The following is a 15,647-nucleotide window of genomic DNA, read 5'->3' on the forward strand; positions in this document are numbered from 1 at the left end:
GGTGGGCGGGGTCGTTGGGGTGGGCGGGGTCGTTGGGGTGGGCGGGGTCGTTGGGGTGGGCGGGGTCGTTGGGGTGGGCGGGGTCGTTGGGGTGGGCGGGGTCGTTGGGGTGGGTGTGGGGGTGCACCTGGTGGTTGGGGTTATGGGGCGGGCGGGGGTTGGGGGTGGGGGGTAGGGGGTTAGGTGGACGGTGAAGGGTGGGGATTGGGTGGTGTTGGGTTCGCCCCAGAAATGGGCCTGGTCGGCGGACTGCACGTGCAAGTGGTCGCTGATCGTCCTGGATCGGGCGGTCGGGTGGGATCTCAGGTAGGCCAGGTGGTCGGTCAGTAGGCGTTGGGCCACTGTGCGCAGGAGGGTGATCGCGCACAGGTTGTGGGCGCAGGCCGCACCGTCCAACGTGATCTCGGGCAGGGCGAACCTGCGCAGACCTCGGGAGGTCACGCGTAGGCAGGTGCAGGTTCTTGTCTCCGCCGGGTTCCAGGGTGGGCAGGTGGCGTCGTTGTGGACTTCCACGTCCCAACCGAGCCAGTCGTCGCCCAGGCGGAACTGGGCGCGTTCGCCGTCGCAGCCGGTGCAGCTGAAGACGCTGCCCCCGGCTATCGGGTCTATGACCAGGCCTTCGCAGTCTTCCGCGATCGCTCTCGCCGCGGCCCTGGCCATCTGGGCGTAGGTGGGTTGGGCGCTGGGCGGGGCCGTGCTGGAGACGATCACGTGGGTGCGGGATCGGCGCAGGGCTCTGCGGTCCTCGTCGGTGAGGTTGATGCCCTTGGGACGCCACGGGGACTTGTTGTGGGTGATGGTCAGGCGTGGGGTGCCGAAGGATCTCATGGCGGTGCGTCTGAAGGGGCGGCCCATGCGCCATGGCAGCAGTCTGTCGTTGGCCTGCGGCGTCTTGGTGATGGGGACGATGAAGGTGGTGGTCAGCTCCGGCGGGATGGGGAGGGTGATGGGCATCCTGGGCTCCTTGGCGAGGTGGGGTTCCAGGATGGGGAAGGTGGGGTGGGGGTTGGGGGGCCGAATGGGGCTCTGTGGACAACGGGGAGGGAAGGGGTGGGGGCTGTGGAAAAGCGCCCGGGAAACAGTGAAGCCCCGACCAAAGAGGTCGGGGCTTCACTGGACAAACGGGGCTACACGACGCGGCTGTTCACCTCGGCGAAGTGGCAGGCGACCGGGTGGCCGTTCCCCCGGTCCACCAGCTGAGGCTCCTCCGTCGCGCAGATCTCCTGCGCCTTCCAGCACCGCGTGCGGAACCGGCACCCGCTCGGCGGGTCCAGCGGCGACGGCACGTCCCCGGTGAGGATGACGCGCTCGCGCCGCCGTTCCTCCTCAGGGTTGGCCGTCGGCGCGGCCGACAGCAGCGCCTGCGTGTAAGGGTGCGCCGGCCGGTCGTACAGGTCGTCCCGGGGGCCGGTCTCGACGACCTTGCCCAGGTACATCACCGCGACCCGGTCCGAGATGTGCCGCACCACCGACAGGTCGTGGGCGATGAACATGTACGAAAGGCCCAGCGCGTCCTGCAGGTCCTCCAGCAGGTTCACCACCGCGGCCTGCACGGACACGTCCAGCGCCGAAACCGGCTCGTCCAGGATCAGGAGCTGGGGCTCCAGAGCCAGCGCGCGGGCGATGCCGACGCGCTGCCGCTGACCGCCGGAGAACTCGTGCGGGTACCGGTTGCCGTGCTCCGGCGAGAGCCCCACCAGCGACAACAGCTCGGCGACACGGGACGGACCGGTCTTGGCCCACAGCCCGTGGACCTTCAGCGGCTCGGCGATGATGTCGTTGACCGGCATCTTCGGGTTCAGCGAGGCGTACGGGTCCTGGAACACGATCTGCATGTCCCGCCGTACGGCCTGCATGGCCTTGCCGGTCAGCCCGGTCAGTTCCTTGCCGTTGAACAGCACCGACCCGGAGGTCGGCTTGTGCAACTGCAGGATGGCCCGCCCGGTGGTCGACTTGCCGCAGCCGGACTCGCCCACGACGCCGAGCGTCTCGCCCTTGTTGACGTGCAGCGAGACCCCGCTGACCGCCTGGACCTGGCTGACCACCCGGCGGAACAGCCCGTTGCTGCGCACGGGGAAGTTCATCACCAGGTCGGATACTTCGAGAAGCTTCTCGCTCATGGGTTGGCAACCCCCGTGTCAGTGCGGAAGAACGCGGTGGGATCCGGTGCGTCCGCCACCTTCCGCCAGTGGTGGCACGCCGCGTAGTGATCGGCCGCGTCGACGCCTTCGAGCATCGGCTCCGCCGTACGGCACTCGTCGGTAGCCAGCGGGCAACGCGGCGAGAACGGGCAGCCGGCCGGGATGTTGATCAGGGAAGGGGGGGTTCCCTTGATCGGGCGCAGCCGTCCGCTGTTGGAGGTCTCGAGCGACGGGATGGAGCCGAGCAGACCCGCGGTGTACGGCATGCGGGGCTGGTTGAACACCGTGTCCACGTCGCCGATCTCCACCGGCTTGCCGGCGTACATGACCAGCACGCGGTGCGCCATGCCGGCGATGACGCCGAGGTCGTGCGTGATGAGCACGATGGCGGCGTCGACGGCGTCCTTGACCTCGAGCAGCTTCTCCAGGATCTGCGCCTGGACGGTCACGTCGAGCGCCGTGGTCGGCTCGTCGGCGATGATCACGTCCGGGTTGTTGATGACCGCCATGGCGATCATCGCGCGCTGCCGCATACCGCCGGAGAACTCGTGCGGGTACGACTTGAGCCTGGCCTCTGCCTGCGGGATGCCGACGAGGTCGAGCATCTCCTTGGCGCGGGCCAGCGCCTCCTTGCGCGGGATGAGCTCGTGCGCGAGCACCGCCTCGGCGAGCTGGTCGCCGATGGTGTGCACGGGGTTGAGCGCGGTCATCGGGTCCTGGAAGACCATGGCGACCTTGCGCCCGCGCAGCGAGCGCCGCTTGCGACCGCTCATCTTGAGCATGTCGTCGCCGCGGTAGTAGATGTTGCCGCTGATCCTGGCGCTCTTGGGCAGCAGGCCCATGACCGCCATGGACGACACGGACTTGCCCGAGCCGGACTCGCCCACGATGCCGAGCACCTCGCGCTCGTGCACGGTGTAGGAGACGCCGCGCACGGCCTTGACCACGCCGTCGTCGGTCGGGAAGTTGACCTGGAGGTTCTCGACCCTGAGCACCTCGGCCTTGCCCGGCCCCTTGGAGTCGGCGACCGTCATCCCCAGGTGGGGAGCGTTCTGGGAGTCAGTCATCAGTCACGCACCCGGTTCTGTCGAGGGTCGAAGGCGTCGCGCAGGCCGTCGCCGATGAAGTTGACAGAGAGCGCGATCAGGATGATGAAGATTCCTGGCCACCAGAACAGCCACGGTCGGGTGATCATCGCGCTCTTGTAGTCGGTGATCAGCAGGCCGAGGGAGGTGTCGGGGGACTTGACGCCGAACCCGAGGAACGAGATGGCGGTCTCGAGCAGGATGCCCGAGGAGATCGCCAGCGTGGCGCTCACGATGATGACGCCGAGGGTGTTGGGCAGGATGTGCTTGAAGATGATCCGCTTGGAGGAGGTGCCGACGGCCCTGGCGGACTCGACGAACTCCTTCTCACGCAGCGACAGGAACTCGCCGCGCACCAGGCGGGCGACGCCGGTCCACGTGATGAGGCCCAGCATCACGGCCATGAAGTACGGGCCGAGGTTGCCGGCCATCTTGCCGACGACCGCCGCGATGATCAGCACCGGAATGGTGATCATGACGTCGGTGAAGCGCATGAGGACGGCCTCGACCCTGCCGCGGTAGAACCCGGCGATGGCGCCGAGCACGGTGCCGATGGCCGTGGCCACGATGCCGATCGTGATCGCCACGATGATCGAGATCTGGGCTCCGCGCATGGTCAGCGCGAAGTAGTCCTTGCCGATGTTGTCCTGGCCGAACGGGTGCTCGCCGAGGCTGAACGGCCACAGGCTGAGCGTCGGCTTGCCGCGGTTGAGCAGCGTGCCGCTGCCCGTCCACGGCTTGTCCCACCAGCCCGGGATCGGGCCGAAGCCGATCGAGGTGAAGGCGAGCAGGAAGACGAGGAGGAAGAGGACCATGCCGACCAGCGCGCCCCTGTGCCGGAAGAACCGGCGGAGGACGAGCTGCGCCTGCGTGCGGGCGACGACGGTCATGCCCTGAGCGGCGGACTCGGAGGCCGCGGCTGGCTGTTCTGTGTTGAGTGTCATCGATGCTCCCTCAGGACAGCCGGATGCGCGGGTCGAGGTAGGCGTAGGCGATGTCGGCGAGCATGTTCATCACGACGACGGCGGTGCCGGCGACGAGGAAGAAGCCCATGACCGGCATCGGGTCGACGTTCTTGAGTCCCACGGAGAACATGGAGCCCAGTCCGCGCCAGCCGAAGACCTGCTCGGTGATGACCGCACCGCCCACGACACCGGCGAAGTCGCCGGCGACGATCGTGGTGATGGGGATCAGTCCGTTGCGGAAGGCGTGCTTGACGACGACCGTCCGCTCCGGCAGGCCCTTGGCGCGTGCCGTACGGACGTAGTCCTGGTTCATCACCTCGAGCATGCTGGCCCGGCTGTAGCGCGAGTGGCTGGCCAGACCGACCAGGATCAGCGCCATCGTGGGCAGCAGCAGGTGCATCGAGGAGTCGAGCGAGGTCTGCCAGAAGTCGCCCTGGAAGTTGGGCGTCTGCGAGCCGATGGTCGAGACGATGCGCCCGTGGACCATGGCCGCGTAGCCGTCCCAAGCGCCCAGGAACCGGTCCATGAAGATCAGGGCACCGGTGAACACGCCGCTGATGATCGCCAGCGGCATGGCCTGGCGGCGCAGGAGCCCGCCGATCTGCCAGCCGAGGCCGGCGCTGACCGCCACGGTGAGGGCGAGCAGGCCGAGCAGCGTGAGGACGCTGGGGTCGTTGAGCATCGACTGCAGCGGGTAGTACAGGAGCGCGCCGACGCCGGCTGCCGCCAGCGAGGCGTACATGGGCTGCAGGTTCTCGAGACCGGCGATCAGGGCGGTCAGGCCCGCCGCGACCAGCAGCGACACGACCAGGATGAAGGGGAAGCCGAGCCCGGGGTCGGCGAACCAGCGGGTGACCGACAGCGCGTAGAGGATCACGGCGGTCACGCCGAGGCCGATGCCGAAGGCGATCAGCTTGCCCTTGCGCGGCCCGTTGTAGATCGAGGCCCACACCGCACCGGCGAACACCGAGACGATGGCGATGATCACGTTGGGGATGTACGGATCACGCAACCAGTCGTTGAACTCGATCGCGGCGAACTGCTTGAGCATCGTCGCCACCCAGAAAACCGGAAGCGAAAAGCAGACGAACGCGATAAAAGTAATGCCATGGTCGAAGGTGCTGTACTGCCGCAGCGCCGAGATGATGCCGATCGTGATGCCGATGACCGCGCCGAGCACGGTCGCGACGATGACGAGCTGCAGGGTGGCGGTCATCGCGCCGCCGAGGAGAGCAGCGACGGAGTTGCCGTCCCTGTTCACGCCCAGGTCGCCCTGGAAAACACCGCCCAGCCAGCTGAAGTAGCGGACGGGGATGGGGAGGTCAAGGTGGAGCGCCGCTGATCGCGCCGCCATCTGGCTCACTGCCTGGGGCGTGTTCTGCTCGCGCAGGTCCTGGAGCGGATCTCCGGAGAGAGCCGTCAGTACGTACACGATGAACGTCGCAGCCAGTAGGACCAGCACCGAAATGCCTAGCCTACGCGCGATGAATACAAGCAATTCCCCGACCTCCTGCAGGTAACGGGCCTCCGGGCGTCCACGGCGGGGGTTGGCTGGCGCTGTCCGGAGGGCCGGGCTCGCCGAGCAGCCTCGTGGGCTCGGTTGTCGACGGGCGTAAACGATCGTTGAGGGTTTTTCGCTGCGATGCGGGGCCGGACTGCAGTCGTCCGGCCCCGCATCAGGTGGTGCGATTTACTGCATCGCCCACTGCTGCATGTTCCAGGTCACGGAGGCCTGGCTCGGGTTCTGCTGAACCCCGGTCACCTTCTCGTTCCACGCGGTCAGCAGCGGCTGCGAGTAGAGCGGGATGGTGGCCAGGTCGTCCCAGAGGATCTTCTCGATCTGGTTGGTCAGCTCGAGCTGCTGGGCGCGGTCCGTGGTCTTGAGAATCTCCTTGAGGAGCTTGTCAGCCGCGGGGCTGGAGTAGCAGCCCTTGTTGTTGCCCTTGAGGGCCGGGGTGCACTTGCGGGGGCTGGTGTAGGTCGACGGCCAGCCGCTGACCAGCGAGGAGCCCGCCCAGCCGAAGAGCGCGATGTCGAAGTTGCCGTTGGCGAGGTCGCCGGCGTCGTCGAAGAACTTCTCGGAACCGGTGTCGGTGACCTCGAAGCCGGCCTGGTCACACGAAGCCTTGATCAGCTCGACGACCTGGGTACGACGGGGGTTCGGCTGGTTGTAGCCGATGCGGACCTTGACCTTCTTGCCGCCGAGCAGCTCCTTGGCCTTGGCGACGTCGACGGTGTTGAACTTGTCGCCACCGGCGGCCGCGACGGCCTCCTTGTAGCCCGGCTGGAACGGCGCGAGGTTACGCACGTCCATGGTCGTGGCGTTGGGGTCCTGCGGCTTGATCAGGTTGTCGACGATCTGCTGCCTCGGGACACACGCCGCGAACGCCTGGCGCGTCTTCAGGTCCTTGAACGGGCCCTTGTCGAAGTTGAAGTCCAGGTGGTCGTACAGGAACTGCGAACCGGTCTTGACCGTGACGCCGGGCAGGCCCTCGAGCTGAGCCACGATGTCGGGGTTGGACTGCGGCTCGATGATGTTCGTCTCACCGTTCTGCAGCGCCTGGACCTGCTGGTCCTGGGCGATGAAGCGGATGACGATCTTCGGCGTCTTGGCCTTGGTGCCCCAGTACTTGTCGTTGGCGACCAGGGTGACCGACTGGCCGTCAGCGAACGAGTCGAGCATGTACGGGCCGGAGGACGGGATGAGCGCCTTGTCCGGGAGCTTGCCGTTGAAGATCCAGCCCTTGTTGAAGAACTCGGCGGCCTTCTTGAGCTTGTCGTGCTCGCCCTTGCGGATCGCGTCGGCCATCTCGTCGATGGTCATGCCACCCTGCTTGGCCACGATGTGCGGCGGCAGCTGGACGACGGAGAGGGCCTCCCAGTCAGCGAAGACGCCGCTGTACTCGAGGGTGACTTCCTTGTCGCCGATCTTGCACTCCGGCATCTTCACCTGGTCCCAGCCAGTGGTGCTGATGTAGGAGAACTCGGGGAACTTGCCCGAGGCCACTGCCCAGGTGAACAGCGCGTCCGCGCAACCGATCGAGGCGCCGTCGGACCAGGCAGCCTGCGGGTTGAAGGTGTACTTCACCTTGAGCGGGCTGTCGGACACCTTCTCGTAGGTGGCCATCTCGGTGTTACGGCCGGTGCCGCCTTCGGGGCTGTAGAACCACACGTCCGGCTGAACCTGGTTCATGACGATGTGGTTCTTCGAGGAGTACTCCTCGGCCGTCTGGCCGTTGTAGGAGGAGATCGGCTGCTCGAACGCGTGGGTGATCGTCCCGCCCGCGGCAGCGGTGCCGGTGGAGGAGGACGAGGAGGAGGTCGCGGCCGGCGGCGTGGCGGAGTTGCCACCACAGGCCGTCAGCAGGAGGGAGGCTCCTGCGGCGACCGCCAGCACGCTGGTGGTCCTACGGGAAAAATGCACGGACGTGCTCCTTAGGGGTGAAGCGGTGAGAAGCCCACACGGGTGTGGGCCAAACGCGGAGGGGGCGAGCGGGGAAGCCCTGCAGCGAGTCACGGGTTGCCTTGTATGGTCGCCTGGCCGCGACCGCCCCCAAGAGCACGTTGTCCGTCGTCCTGCGCAACAGGAGTTTGCCCATCACCCTCCGTTCGAGCTGAACGGGGGCCCCTCCTGGAGATCCGCCCCCGCCACGAAGAGGCCGTCTTACGCCATGAGATAGCACTTGACGTAGTCGTGACGGCCATGCGCAGACTACCGGGCAAAATGTAACAGTCAGCAATGATTGACTATAACGGTCATATCACCGACCGGTAGATCACCATCTTGTGACAAACCCCCCGTAAACGGCCTCGACCAGGGGAAACACCCCTCAACCACCACCACGTTGTCCCAGGTCCTGGAACCGTCAATGTCACAGAATCCGGACAAAGTTTTACGATAACGCTGCGTGATCACGGTCGCATGATCAGTTGTCCCGCGCCGGGGAGGCTGGTCAGCCGAGCCGCATACACCACATCGTGTCACCGTTCAACCAATTATCGACTCAGTCATGTCCCGATGTGTCATGCATCCGTCACATTTACAAGCTCTGACGCTGGGTTGTTATGGAGGCGTGGGCGACCTGTTACGCGGCACTCCATAGCCTTCGATGACCCAACCCAAGCACAACTATGGATCCGGTGATATGGGGCGCTACCTCCTCAAAAGGATCTTGAGTCAGCTCCTCCTGCTGGCAGTCACCGTGGGAGCTACCTACTTCCTCGCGGCGTCCGTCCTGGTCCCAAGAGTCAACTACATGCAGCGCAACCCTCCCCCGCCCGCACAGGTGGTCGAGGCGACGCTGGACAAATACAACATCAACGACAAAACCCCGGTCCCCCAGCGTTTCGCCACCTGGGCGGCGGGCGCGATCAAGGGAGACTTCGGCAAGACCTGGCAGGGCGGCTCCGTCAACGACGAGATCGCCCGCAGGGCGGGCGTCAGCCTGCGCCTGCTGCTGGCAGGCACCCTCGTCGGCGTGCTGGCCGGCGTCCTGCTCGGCTCGCTCAGCGCGGTCAGGCAGTACGGTGTGACCGACCGCGCCATCACGGTGAGCTCGTTCGTCCTGCTCGCCGCGCCCACGGTGGTCATCGCGACCGTGCTGATCATCCTGGCGACCAAGTTCAACGCCGCGATGGGCGGCAAGGTGCTGGAGTTCACCGGCGAGTTCGACCCGTCGCGCGACTTCACCTTCCTGGGCGAGCTCGGCAACAGGCTCAACCACCTGATCCTGCCGACGCTCACGCTCGCGCTGATCGGCATCTCCTTCTACAGCCGCTACCAGCGCAACATGATGCTCGACACGCTCAACCAGGACTTCATCAGGACCGCCCTGGCCAAGGGCCTGTCGCAGCGCACGGCCCTCTACAAGCACGCGCTCCGCACCTCGCTGATCCCCACGGCGACCTACTTCGCCTTCAGCTTCGGAACGATCCTGACCGGCTCGATCTTCGTGGAGAAGATCTTCGGCTGGCACGGCATGGGCGCGTTCCTCGTCGACTCCATCCAGGCGCAGGACATCAACTCCGTCGTGGCAGGCAGCCTGTTCGCCGCCATCTGCGTCGTCTTCGCCGCGCTGCTGTCCGACCTCCTGGTGGCGGCGCTCGACCCACGGGTGCGGGTGAACTGATGCGTTCGAGAATCGTCCTCGGCCGGGTCCTGCGCAGCCGGGAGACCGTGGCCGGCCTGGTCCTGTTCGCCCTGCTGCTCGGGCTGGCCTTCATCGGGCCGTACTTCTCCCTGTGGGACTGGACGGAGAAGGACTTCGAGAACTTCCTCGCGCCCCCCTCCGACCTGCACCCCTTCGGCACCACCTCGATCGGCGGCGACGTCTTCGCCATCACGCTGCGCGGCCTGCAGAAGTCGATCCTCATCGGCCTGCTGGTCGGCGTGATCTCCTCCACGCTCGCCGCCGTGGTCGGCGGGTTCGCCGGCTACTTCGGCGGGTGGGTGGAGCGGATCCTGATGTGGGGCACCGACCTGCTGCTCGTCCTGCCGAGCTTCCTGATCATCGCGATCCTGGCGCCGCGGCTGAAGACGGCCTCCTGGCTCTGGCTGGTCGTGCTGCTCGCGGTGTTCAGCTGGATGGTCACCGGGCGGGTGGTCAGGGCCATGACGTTGTCGCTGCGCGAGCGCGAGTACGTCCAGGCGGCCGTCTACATGGGGGCCTCGGCGCCGAAGGTGCTGTTCAAGCACGTCATGCCGAACGTGTCCTCGCTGCTGATCATCGACGTCACGCTCGGCGTGGGGCTGGCGATCCTGGCGGAGACGGGGCTGTCGTTCTTCGGGTTCGGCGTGCAACCGCCCGACGTGTCCCTGGGCACGCTCATCGCCGACGGCACCTACAAGGCCACCACCCACACCTGGCTGTTCGCCTTCCCCGCCGGGATGCTCCTGCTGCTCGTCCTGGCGATCAACCTGATCGGCGACGGCCTGCGCGACGCGATCGACCCTGGGAGCACCACGTGAGTCCTGTCCTGTCCGTCAAGGACCTGGCCGTGAGCTTCCCCGGTGAGGTGCACGCCGTCCGCGGGGTCAGCTTCGACCTCGAGGCCGGGGAGATCCTCGGCATCGTCGGCGAGTCCGGGTCGGGCAAGTCGGTCACCTCGCTGGCCGTGATGGGGCTGCTGCCCAAGGCGGCGGCCGTGCGCGGCTCGGTGCTGCTGCACGGCAAGGAACTGCTCGGCAAGTCCACGGACGAGCTGTCCAAGGTCCGCGGCAAGAGCATCAGCATGATCTTCCAGGACCCGCTGTCCGCCTTCACGCCCGTCTACTCGATCGGCTACCAGATCGCAGAGACCGTGATGATCCACAGGGGCGTGTCCCGCGGCGTCGCTCTCAAGCGCGCCGTGGAGCTGCTCGACCTGGTCGGCATCCCGCATCCTGACGTGCGCGCGAAGTCGTTCCCGCACGAGTTCTCCGGCGGCATGCGGCAGCGCGCGATGATCGCCATGGCCATCGCCAACGACCCCGACGTGCTGATCTGCGACGAGCCGACCACCGCGCTCGACGTGACCATCCAGGCCCAGGTTCTGGAGGTGCTGAAGACGGCGCGGGCGGAGACCGGCGCGGGGATCGTGATGATCACCCACGACCTCGGGGTGATCGCCGGACTGGCCGATCGGGTGCTGGTGATGTACGCCGGGCGCCCCGTCGAGCAGGGCGAGGTGGACACGGTGTACGCGACGCCGCGCATGCCGTACACGATGGGGTTGTTGTCGTCGATCCCCAGGATCGACGAGGGCGACCAGCAGCGGCGCCCGCTGATCCCGATCGAGGGCAACCCGCCCTCGCCGTCCGACCTGCCGCCGGGATGCCCGTTCCAGCCGCGCTGCCCGATGGCTGTGGACATGTGCGCCGAGGAGGAGCCCGAGCTGGTCCGGGTGGGGATGAACGGGCATCACGCCGCGTGCATCCGCTCGCGCGAGATCGAGTCGCAGGGCCTCACCGCGCTCGACGTCTACCCGCTGCCCGAGCTCCCGCCCGCGCCGCCGGTCGCCCGGCTGCCCAGGGAGGAGCGCACCACGGTCCTGAAGGTCGACAACCTCATCAGGCACTACCCGCTGATGAAGGGCGCGATTCTCAAGCGCCGGGTCGGCACGGTGTACGCGGTCGACGGCATCGACTTCGAGATCGCCGAGGGCGAGACGCTGGCCCTGGTCGGCGAGTCCGGCTGCGGCAAGACGACCACGCTGCAGCAGATCATGCAGCTGACCCCGCCGCAGGGCGGCAAGATCGTCGTGCTCGGCAAGGACAGCTCCACGATGAGCCGCAGGGACAGGCACGGGCTCCGCGGCGACCTGCAGATCGTCTTCCAGGACCCGATGGCCTCGCTCGACCCGCGCATGCCGGTCGGCGACATCATCGCCGAGCCGCTGGTCATCCACGGCCACAAGAAGGACGCGGTCAGGGCGAAGGTCGCCGAGCTGCTCGAACTGGTGGGCCTGTCCCCCGAGCACGCCTCGCGCTTCCCGCAGCACTTCTCCGGCGGCCAGCGCCAGCGCATCGGCATCGCCAGGGCGCTCGCGCTGGAGCCCAAGGTGCTCGTCCTGGACGAGCCGGTCTCCGCGCTCGACGTCTCCATCCAGGCGGGGGTCATCAACCTGCTGGAGGAGCTCAAGAACCGGCTCAACCTGAGCTACCTGTTCGTGGCGCACGATCTGTCGGTCGTGCGGCACATCGCCGACCGGGTGGCCGTCATGTACCTGGGCAGGATCGCCGAGATCGGCGAGACCCGCTCGGTGTACGGCAGGCCGGCCCATCCCTACACCCAGGCTCTGCTGTCCGCCATCCCGATCCCCGACCCGCCCAAGGAACGCGAGCGGGTCAGGATCCTGCTGGAGGGCGACCTGCCGAGCCCGGCCTTCCCACCTTCCGGCTGCAGGTTCCGCACCCGGTGCCCCAAGTTCGCCCAGCAACTCTCCGCCGAGGAGCAGAACCGCTGCGTGGACGAGGAGCCCCTGGTCAGGACCGTCCGTGACGATCACGGAGCAGCCTGTCATTACGCCGAGGAGACCTCGGTCATCCCATCCCCCATTGGTTAAGGAGCCCTCCATGAAGGTGCAGTTCCGTGTGGTGGCGGGGGTCGCGGCGCTCTCGCTCGCCCTCACCGCCTGCGCTGGCGCGAAGGAGAAGAAGGCCGCACAGCAGCCTTCTGCCAACCCCAGCGCGTCGGCAGCCGCAATGGCCATCCCCGCGAGCGATCTCAAGCCGACGCCGCGCGACCAGGTGGCCGACGGCGGCACGATGACGTGGCCGATCTCGTCCATGCCCGAGCAGTGGAACCCCAGCCACTTCGACGGCTGGACCGGTGACCTGAACGACCTGCTCGGTGGAACGGTCTCACACCCGTTCCTGTTCAACGACAAGGCCGAGCCGACGATGGACAAGGACTTCGTGCTCGACGCGAAGCTCGAGACCACGCCGAAGCAGACGGTCACCTACACGCTGAACCCGAAGGCGGTCTGGAGCGACGGCAAGCCGATCACCGCGGCCGACTACATCGGCATGTGGAAGGCGCAGAACGGCAGCAACGAGAAGTTCCGCGTGGTCAGCACCACGGGTTACGAGCTGATGGACTCGGTGACCCAGGGCAAGGACGAGTTCGAGGTGGTCACCACCTACAAGTCGCCCTACCCCGACTGGAAGGGCATGTTCGACTTCCTGGTCCCCGCCGCGCTGACCAAGGACGCGGACGCCTTCGACAACCTGTGGAAGGAAAAGCCGCTCGTCTCGGCCGGTCCGTTCATCCTCGACAAGATCGACAAGACGGACAAGACCGCCACGTTCATCCGCAACCCCAAGTGGTGGGGCGAGCCGGCCAAGCTCGACAAGATCGTCTACCGGGCCCTGGACCTGACCGCCCAGGCGGGCGCCTTCGCCAACGGTGAGATCGACTTCTTCACCATCGGCTCCGACGTGGCGAACTACGAGAAGGCCAAGGCCGTCGCCGACGCCGACATCCGCAAGGCCAACACGCCCGACTACCGGCACTTCACCTTCAGCACGGTCAGCGAGCTGTTCAAGGACCTGAAGGTACGGCAGGCCATCGCGCTGGCCATCAACCGGGAGGCGGTCGCCAAGGCCGACCTCAACGGCCTGGACTGGCCGATCCAGACGGTCGGCAACCACATCTTCCTCAACACCCAGACCGGCTACAAGGACAACTCCTCCGAGTGGGGCACGTACCAGCCCGACAAGGCGAAGACGATGCTCGACGAGGCCGGGTGGAAGCTGGCCCAGGGTGACAAGTTCCGCAAGAAGGACGGCAAGGAACTCACGATCGACTTCATGATCCCGGCCGGCGTGGCCAACTCCAAGCAGGAGGCCGAGATCACCCAGACCATGCTCGCCGAGGTCGGCGCCAAGGTCACGATCGACACCGTGCCGCTGGACAAGTTCTTCACCGACTACGTCAACACCGGCAAGTTCGACATCACCGCGTTCCGCTGGGGCGGCACGCCGTTCCCGGTGTCGTCGAGCCTGAGCATCTTCCGTACGCCGGAGAAGGACAACATCCGCCAGAACTACGGCCGCGGCGGCTCGGCGGACATCGACAAGCTGCTGCTCTCCGCCTCGACCGAGTTCGACCCGGCCAAGGCCGCCGACCTGGTCAGCCAGGCCGACAAGCTCATCTGGGAGCAGGTCATGACCTTCCCGCTCTACCAGTACCCGGGCGCCGTGGCGGTGAAGAAGAAGCTGGTCAACTTCGGCTCCTTCGGCTTCGCCAACTACGACTACCTCAACATCGGCTTCACCAAGTAGTCCTGCAGATCGCCAGGCTCTGACCAGGCAGGTGCAGCCCGTCGCCGACGGGCTGCACCGCCTCGTCGGAGGCCAGCAGCACCGCCGCCTCCAGCGGCACCACGACGGAGTCGAGACCGAGGTTGGCGACCACCCGGATCGGCCCGCGCCGTACGACCAGCCAGCCGTCACGCTCCTCGGCCGACACCCTGTCCATGCGGGGGTCGGTGAGCTCGGGCAGCGCCTTGCGCATGGCGATCAGGTCGCGGTACCACGCCAGCAGCGACCAGTGCTCCTCCTCCTTGAGCTCGCCCCAGTCCAGCTTCGAGCGCTGGAAGGTCTCCTCGTCGCCCGGTTCTGGCGCCGACCACTCGTAGCCGAACCCCTCGAACTCCCGCCGCCTGCGCTCCCCCTCGCCGTCGCGCAGCGCCGGCTCCACGTGGTCGGTGAAGAAGAGGAACGGCGAGCGCGCGCCCCACTCCTCGCCCATGAACAACATCGGGGTGTACGGCGAGGTCAGCAGCAGTCCCGCGCCGAGCTTGAGCTGGGCCACGCTCATCCGGTCGCCCTGGGGCCTGTTGCCGATCTGGTCGTGGTTCTGCAGGCAGCAGACGAACCTGTAGCCGGGGACGTTCCTGGCGGGAGCGCCGTGCGTGCGCCCGCGGAAGGACGAGTACGTGCCGTCGTGGACGAACCCCTGCGTCAGCGCCTTCACCAGGGATCCGGCGAAATCGGCGTAGTAGCCGTGCGTCTCCCCCGTCACCGCCACGTGCAGCGCGTGGTGCACGTCGTCGTTCCACTGCGCGGTCATGCCCAGCCCGCCCGCCTCGCGCGGGGTGACCATGCGCGGGTCGTTCAGGTCGGACTCGGCGATCAGCGTCAGCGGCCGGCCCAGCGTGCAGGCCAGCGCGTCCACCTCGTCGGCCAGCTCGGCCAGCAGGTGGGTGGCGCGCCTGTCGTGCAGCGCGTGCACGGCGTCCAGGCGCAGCCCGTCGACGTGGTAGTCGCGCAGCCACTGGACGGCGTTGCCGATGAAGTAGCGGCGCACCTCGTCCGAGCCCGGGCCGTCGAGGTTGACCGCCTCGCCCCAGTAGCTGCCCTGGACGCCGGAGAAGTACGGGCCGAAGGGGTGCAGGAAGTTGCCCGACGGGCCGAGGTGGTTGTAGACGACGTCGAGGATGACGCCGATGCCCTTGCCGTGGCAGGCGTCCACGAAGGACTTCAGGCCGTCCGGCCCGCCGTACGTCTCGTTCACCGCGTAGAGGTCGACGCCGTCGTACCCCCAGTTGCGCCCGCCGGGCACGGGCGCTACCGGCATGATCTCCACGAAGTCGACGCTGAGCTCGACCAGGTGGTCCAGCCGTTCGATCGCGCCGGCGAAGGTGCCCTCGGGGGTGAACGTGCCGATGTGCACCTCGTAGATGACCGAGCCGCGCAGGTCGCGTCCGGTCCACTCGTGGTCGCTCCAGGTGAAGCGGGCATGGTCGTAGACGGCGCTGGGGCCGAAGATCCCCTCCGGCTGGCGGCGCGAGCGGGGGTCCGGGTACGGCCCGTCGCCGTCGACGTAGAAGGCGTACGGCGAGCCGTGCGCGGCCTCCGCCACGTCGGCCGACCACCACCCGCCCGCCTCGGCCATGGCTCTGCGCTCGCTTGCGACCAGCAACTCGACCAGCGACGCCCTGGGTGCCCAGACCTCAAAGATCATGTCTCTCCC

The 15,647-nt window shown here is 67.2% G+C and carries 11 protein-coding genes; 4 read left to right on the top strand and 7 right to left on the bottom strand.

Annotated elements, in window-relative coordinates; all coding sequences use genetic code 11:
• The 6 genes from ACIBG8_RS20780 to ACIBG8_RS20805 form a co-directional block, all read right to left on the bottom strand.
• Nucleotides 1-954: hypothetical protein (locus ACIBG8_RS20780; protein ID WP_397344493.1), on the bottom strand; the 954-nt coding region annotated here is incomplete at its 3' end.
• A gap of 173 nt (nt 955-1,127) precedes the next feature.
• Nucleotides 1,128-2,120, bottom strand: coding sequence for an ABC transporter ATP-binding protein (locus tag ACIBG8_RS20785; protein WP_397344495.1), 993 nt, complete (start codon nt 2,118-2,120; stop codon nt 1,128-1,130).
• On the bottom strand, nt 2,117-3,208 hold the full coding sequence (locus ACIBG8_RS20790; RefSeq protein WP_397344496.1) for an ABC transporter ATP-binding protein: 1,092 nt from the start codon (nt 3,206-3,208) through the stop codon (nt 2,117-2,119). Before ACIBG8_RS20790 ends, ACIBG8_RS20785 begins: the two co-directional genes overlap by 4 nt.
• Nucleotides 3,208-4,170: an ABC transporter permease gene (locus ACIBG8_RS20795; protein ID WP_397344497.1), complete on the bottom strand. Its 963-nt coding sequence runs from the start codon at nt 4,168-4,170 to the stop codon at nt 3,208-3,210. Before ACIBG8_RS20795 ends, ACIBG8_RS20790 begins: the two co-directional genes overlap by 1 nt.
• A 10-nt stretch (nt 4,171-4,180) precedes the next feature.
• The gene (locus tag ACIBG8_RS20800; RefSeq protein ID WP_397344498.1) at nt 4,181-5,653 is read right to left on the bottom strand and encodes an ABC transporter permease; all 1,473 of its coding nucleotides are present in this window, start codon (nt 5,651-5,653) and stop codon (nt 4,181-4,183) included.
• A gap of 228 nt (nt 5,654-5,881) precedes the next feature.
• Nucleotides 5,882-7,615: an ABC transporter family substrate-binding protein gene (locus ACIBG8_RS20805; protein WP_397344499.1), complete on the bottom strand. Its 1,734-nt coding sequence runs from the start codon at nt 7,613-7,615 to the stop codon at nt 5,882-5,884.
• Nucleotides 7,616-8,363: 748 nt separating this feature from the next.
• Between ACIBG8_RS20805 and ACIBG8_RS20810 the strand changes: the two genes are divergently transcribed.
• From ACIBG8_RS20810 to ACIBG8_RS20825, 4 genes are read left to right on the top strand one after another with little or no spacing between them, the layout of a single operon-like run.
• Nucleotides 8,364-9,320 carry an ABC transporter permease gene (locus ACIBG8_RS20810; protein ID WP_397344500.1) on the top strand — a complete coding sequence of 319 codons (957 nt, stop codon included), beginning with the start codon at nt 8,364-8,366 and terminating at the stop codon, nt 9,318-9,320.
• Nucleotides 9,320-10,159 carry an ABC transporter permease gene (locus ACIBG8_RS20815; RefSeq protein ID WP_397344501.1) on the top strand — a complete coding sequence of 280 codons (840 nt, stop codon included), beginning with the start codon at nt 9,320-9,322 and terminating at the stop codon, nt 10,157-10,159. Before ACIBG8_RS20810 ends, ACIBG8_RS20815 begins: the two co-directional genes overlap by 1 nt.
• Nucleotides 10,156-12,234, top strand: a complete 2,079-nt coding sequence (locus ACIBG8_RS20820; protein ID WP_397344502.1) for a dipeptide ABC transporter ATP-binding protein — start codon at nt 10,156-10,158, stop codon at nt 12,232-12,234. Before ACIBG8_RS20815 ends, ACIBG8_RS20820 begins: the two co-directional genes overlap by 4 nt.
• 10 nt (nt 12,235-12,244) lie before the next feature.
• Nucleotides 12,245-13,954, top strand: a complete 1,710-nt coding sequence (locus ACIBG8_RS20825) for an ABC transporter family substrate-binding protein (protein ID WP_397344503.1) — start codon at nt 12,245-12,247, stop codon at nt 13,952-13,954.
• Here ACIBG8_RS20825 and treZ read toward each other — a convergent pair.
• Nucleotides 13,944-15,638, bottom strand: coding sequence for a malto-oligosyltrehalose trehalohydrolase (gene treZ, locus ACIBG8_RS20830; protein WP_397344504.1), 1,695 nt, complete (start codon nt 15,636-15,638; stop codon nt 13,944-13,946). The two genes, ACIBG8_RS20825 and treZ, sit on opposite strands and share 11 nt — an antisense overlap.
• Nucleotides 15,639-15,647: the final 9 nt, after the last annotated feature.

It is taken from the genome of Nonomuraea sp. NPDC050556 (assembly GCF_044457355.1).
Lineage (GTDB): Bacteria > Actinomycetota > Actinomycetes > Streptosporangiales > Streptosporangiaceae > Nonomuraea.

Coding starts and splice junctions, on each gene's coding strand:
- ACIBG8_RS20785 (WP_397344495.1), bottom strand. CDS start 2,120: ATGAGCGAGAAGCTTCTCGAAGTATCCGACCTGGTGATGAACTTCCCC.
- ACIBG8_RS20790 (WP_397344496.1), bottom strand. CDS start 3,208: ATGACTGACTCCCAGAACGCTCCCCACCTGGGGATGACGGTCGCCGAC.
- ACIBG8_RS20795 (WP_397344497.1), bottom strand. CDS start 4,170: ATGACACTCAACACAGAACAGCCAGCCGCGGCCTCCGAGTCCGCCGCT.
- ACIBG8_RS20815 (WP_397344501.1), top strand. CDS start 9,320: ATGCGTTCGAGAATCGTCCTCGGCCGGGTCCTGCGCAGCCGGGAGACC.
- ACIBG8_RS20825 (WP_397344503.1), top strand. CDS start 12,245: ATGAAGGTGCAGTTCCGTGTGGTGGCGGGGGTCGCGGCGCTCTCGCTC.
- treZ (WP_397344504.1), bottom strand. CDS start 15,638: ATGATCTTTGAGGTCTGGGCACCCAGGGCGTCGCTGGTCGAGTTGCTG.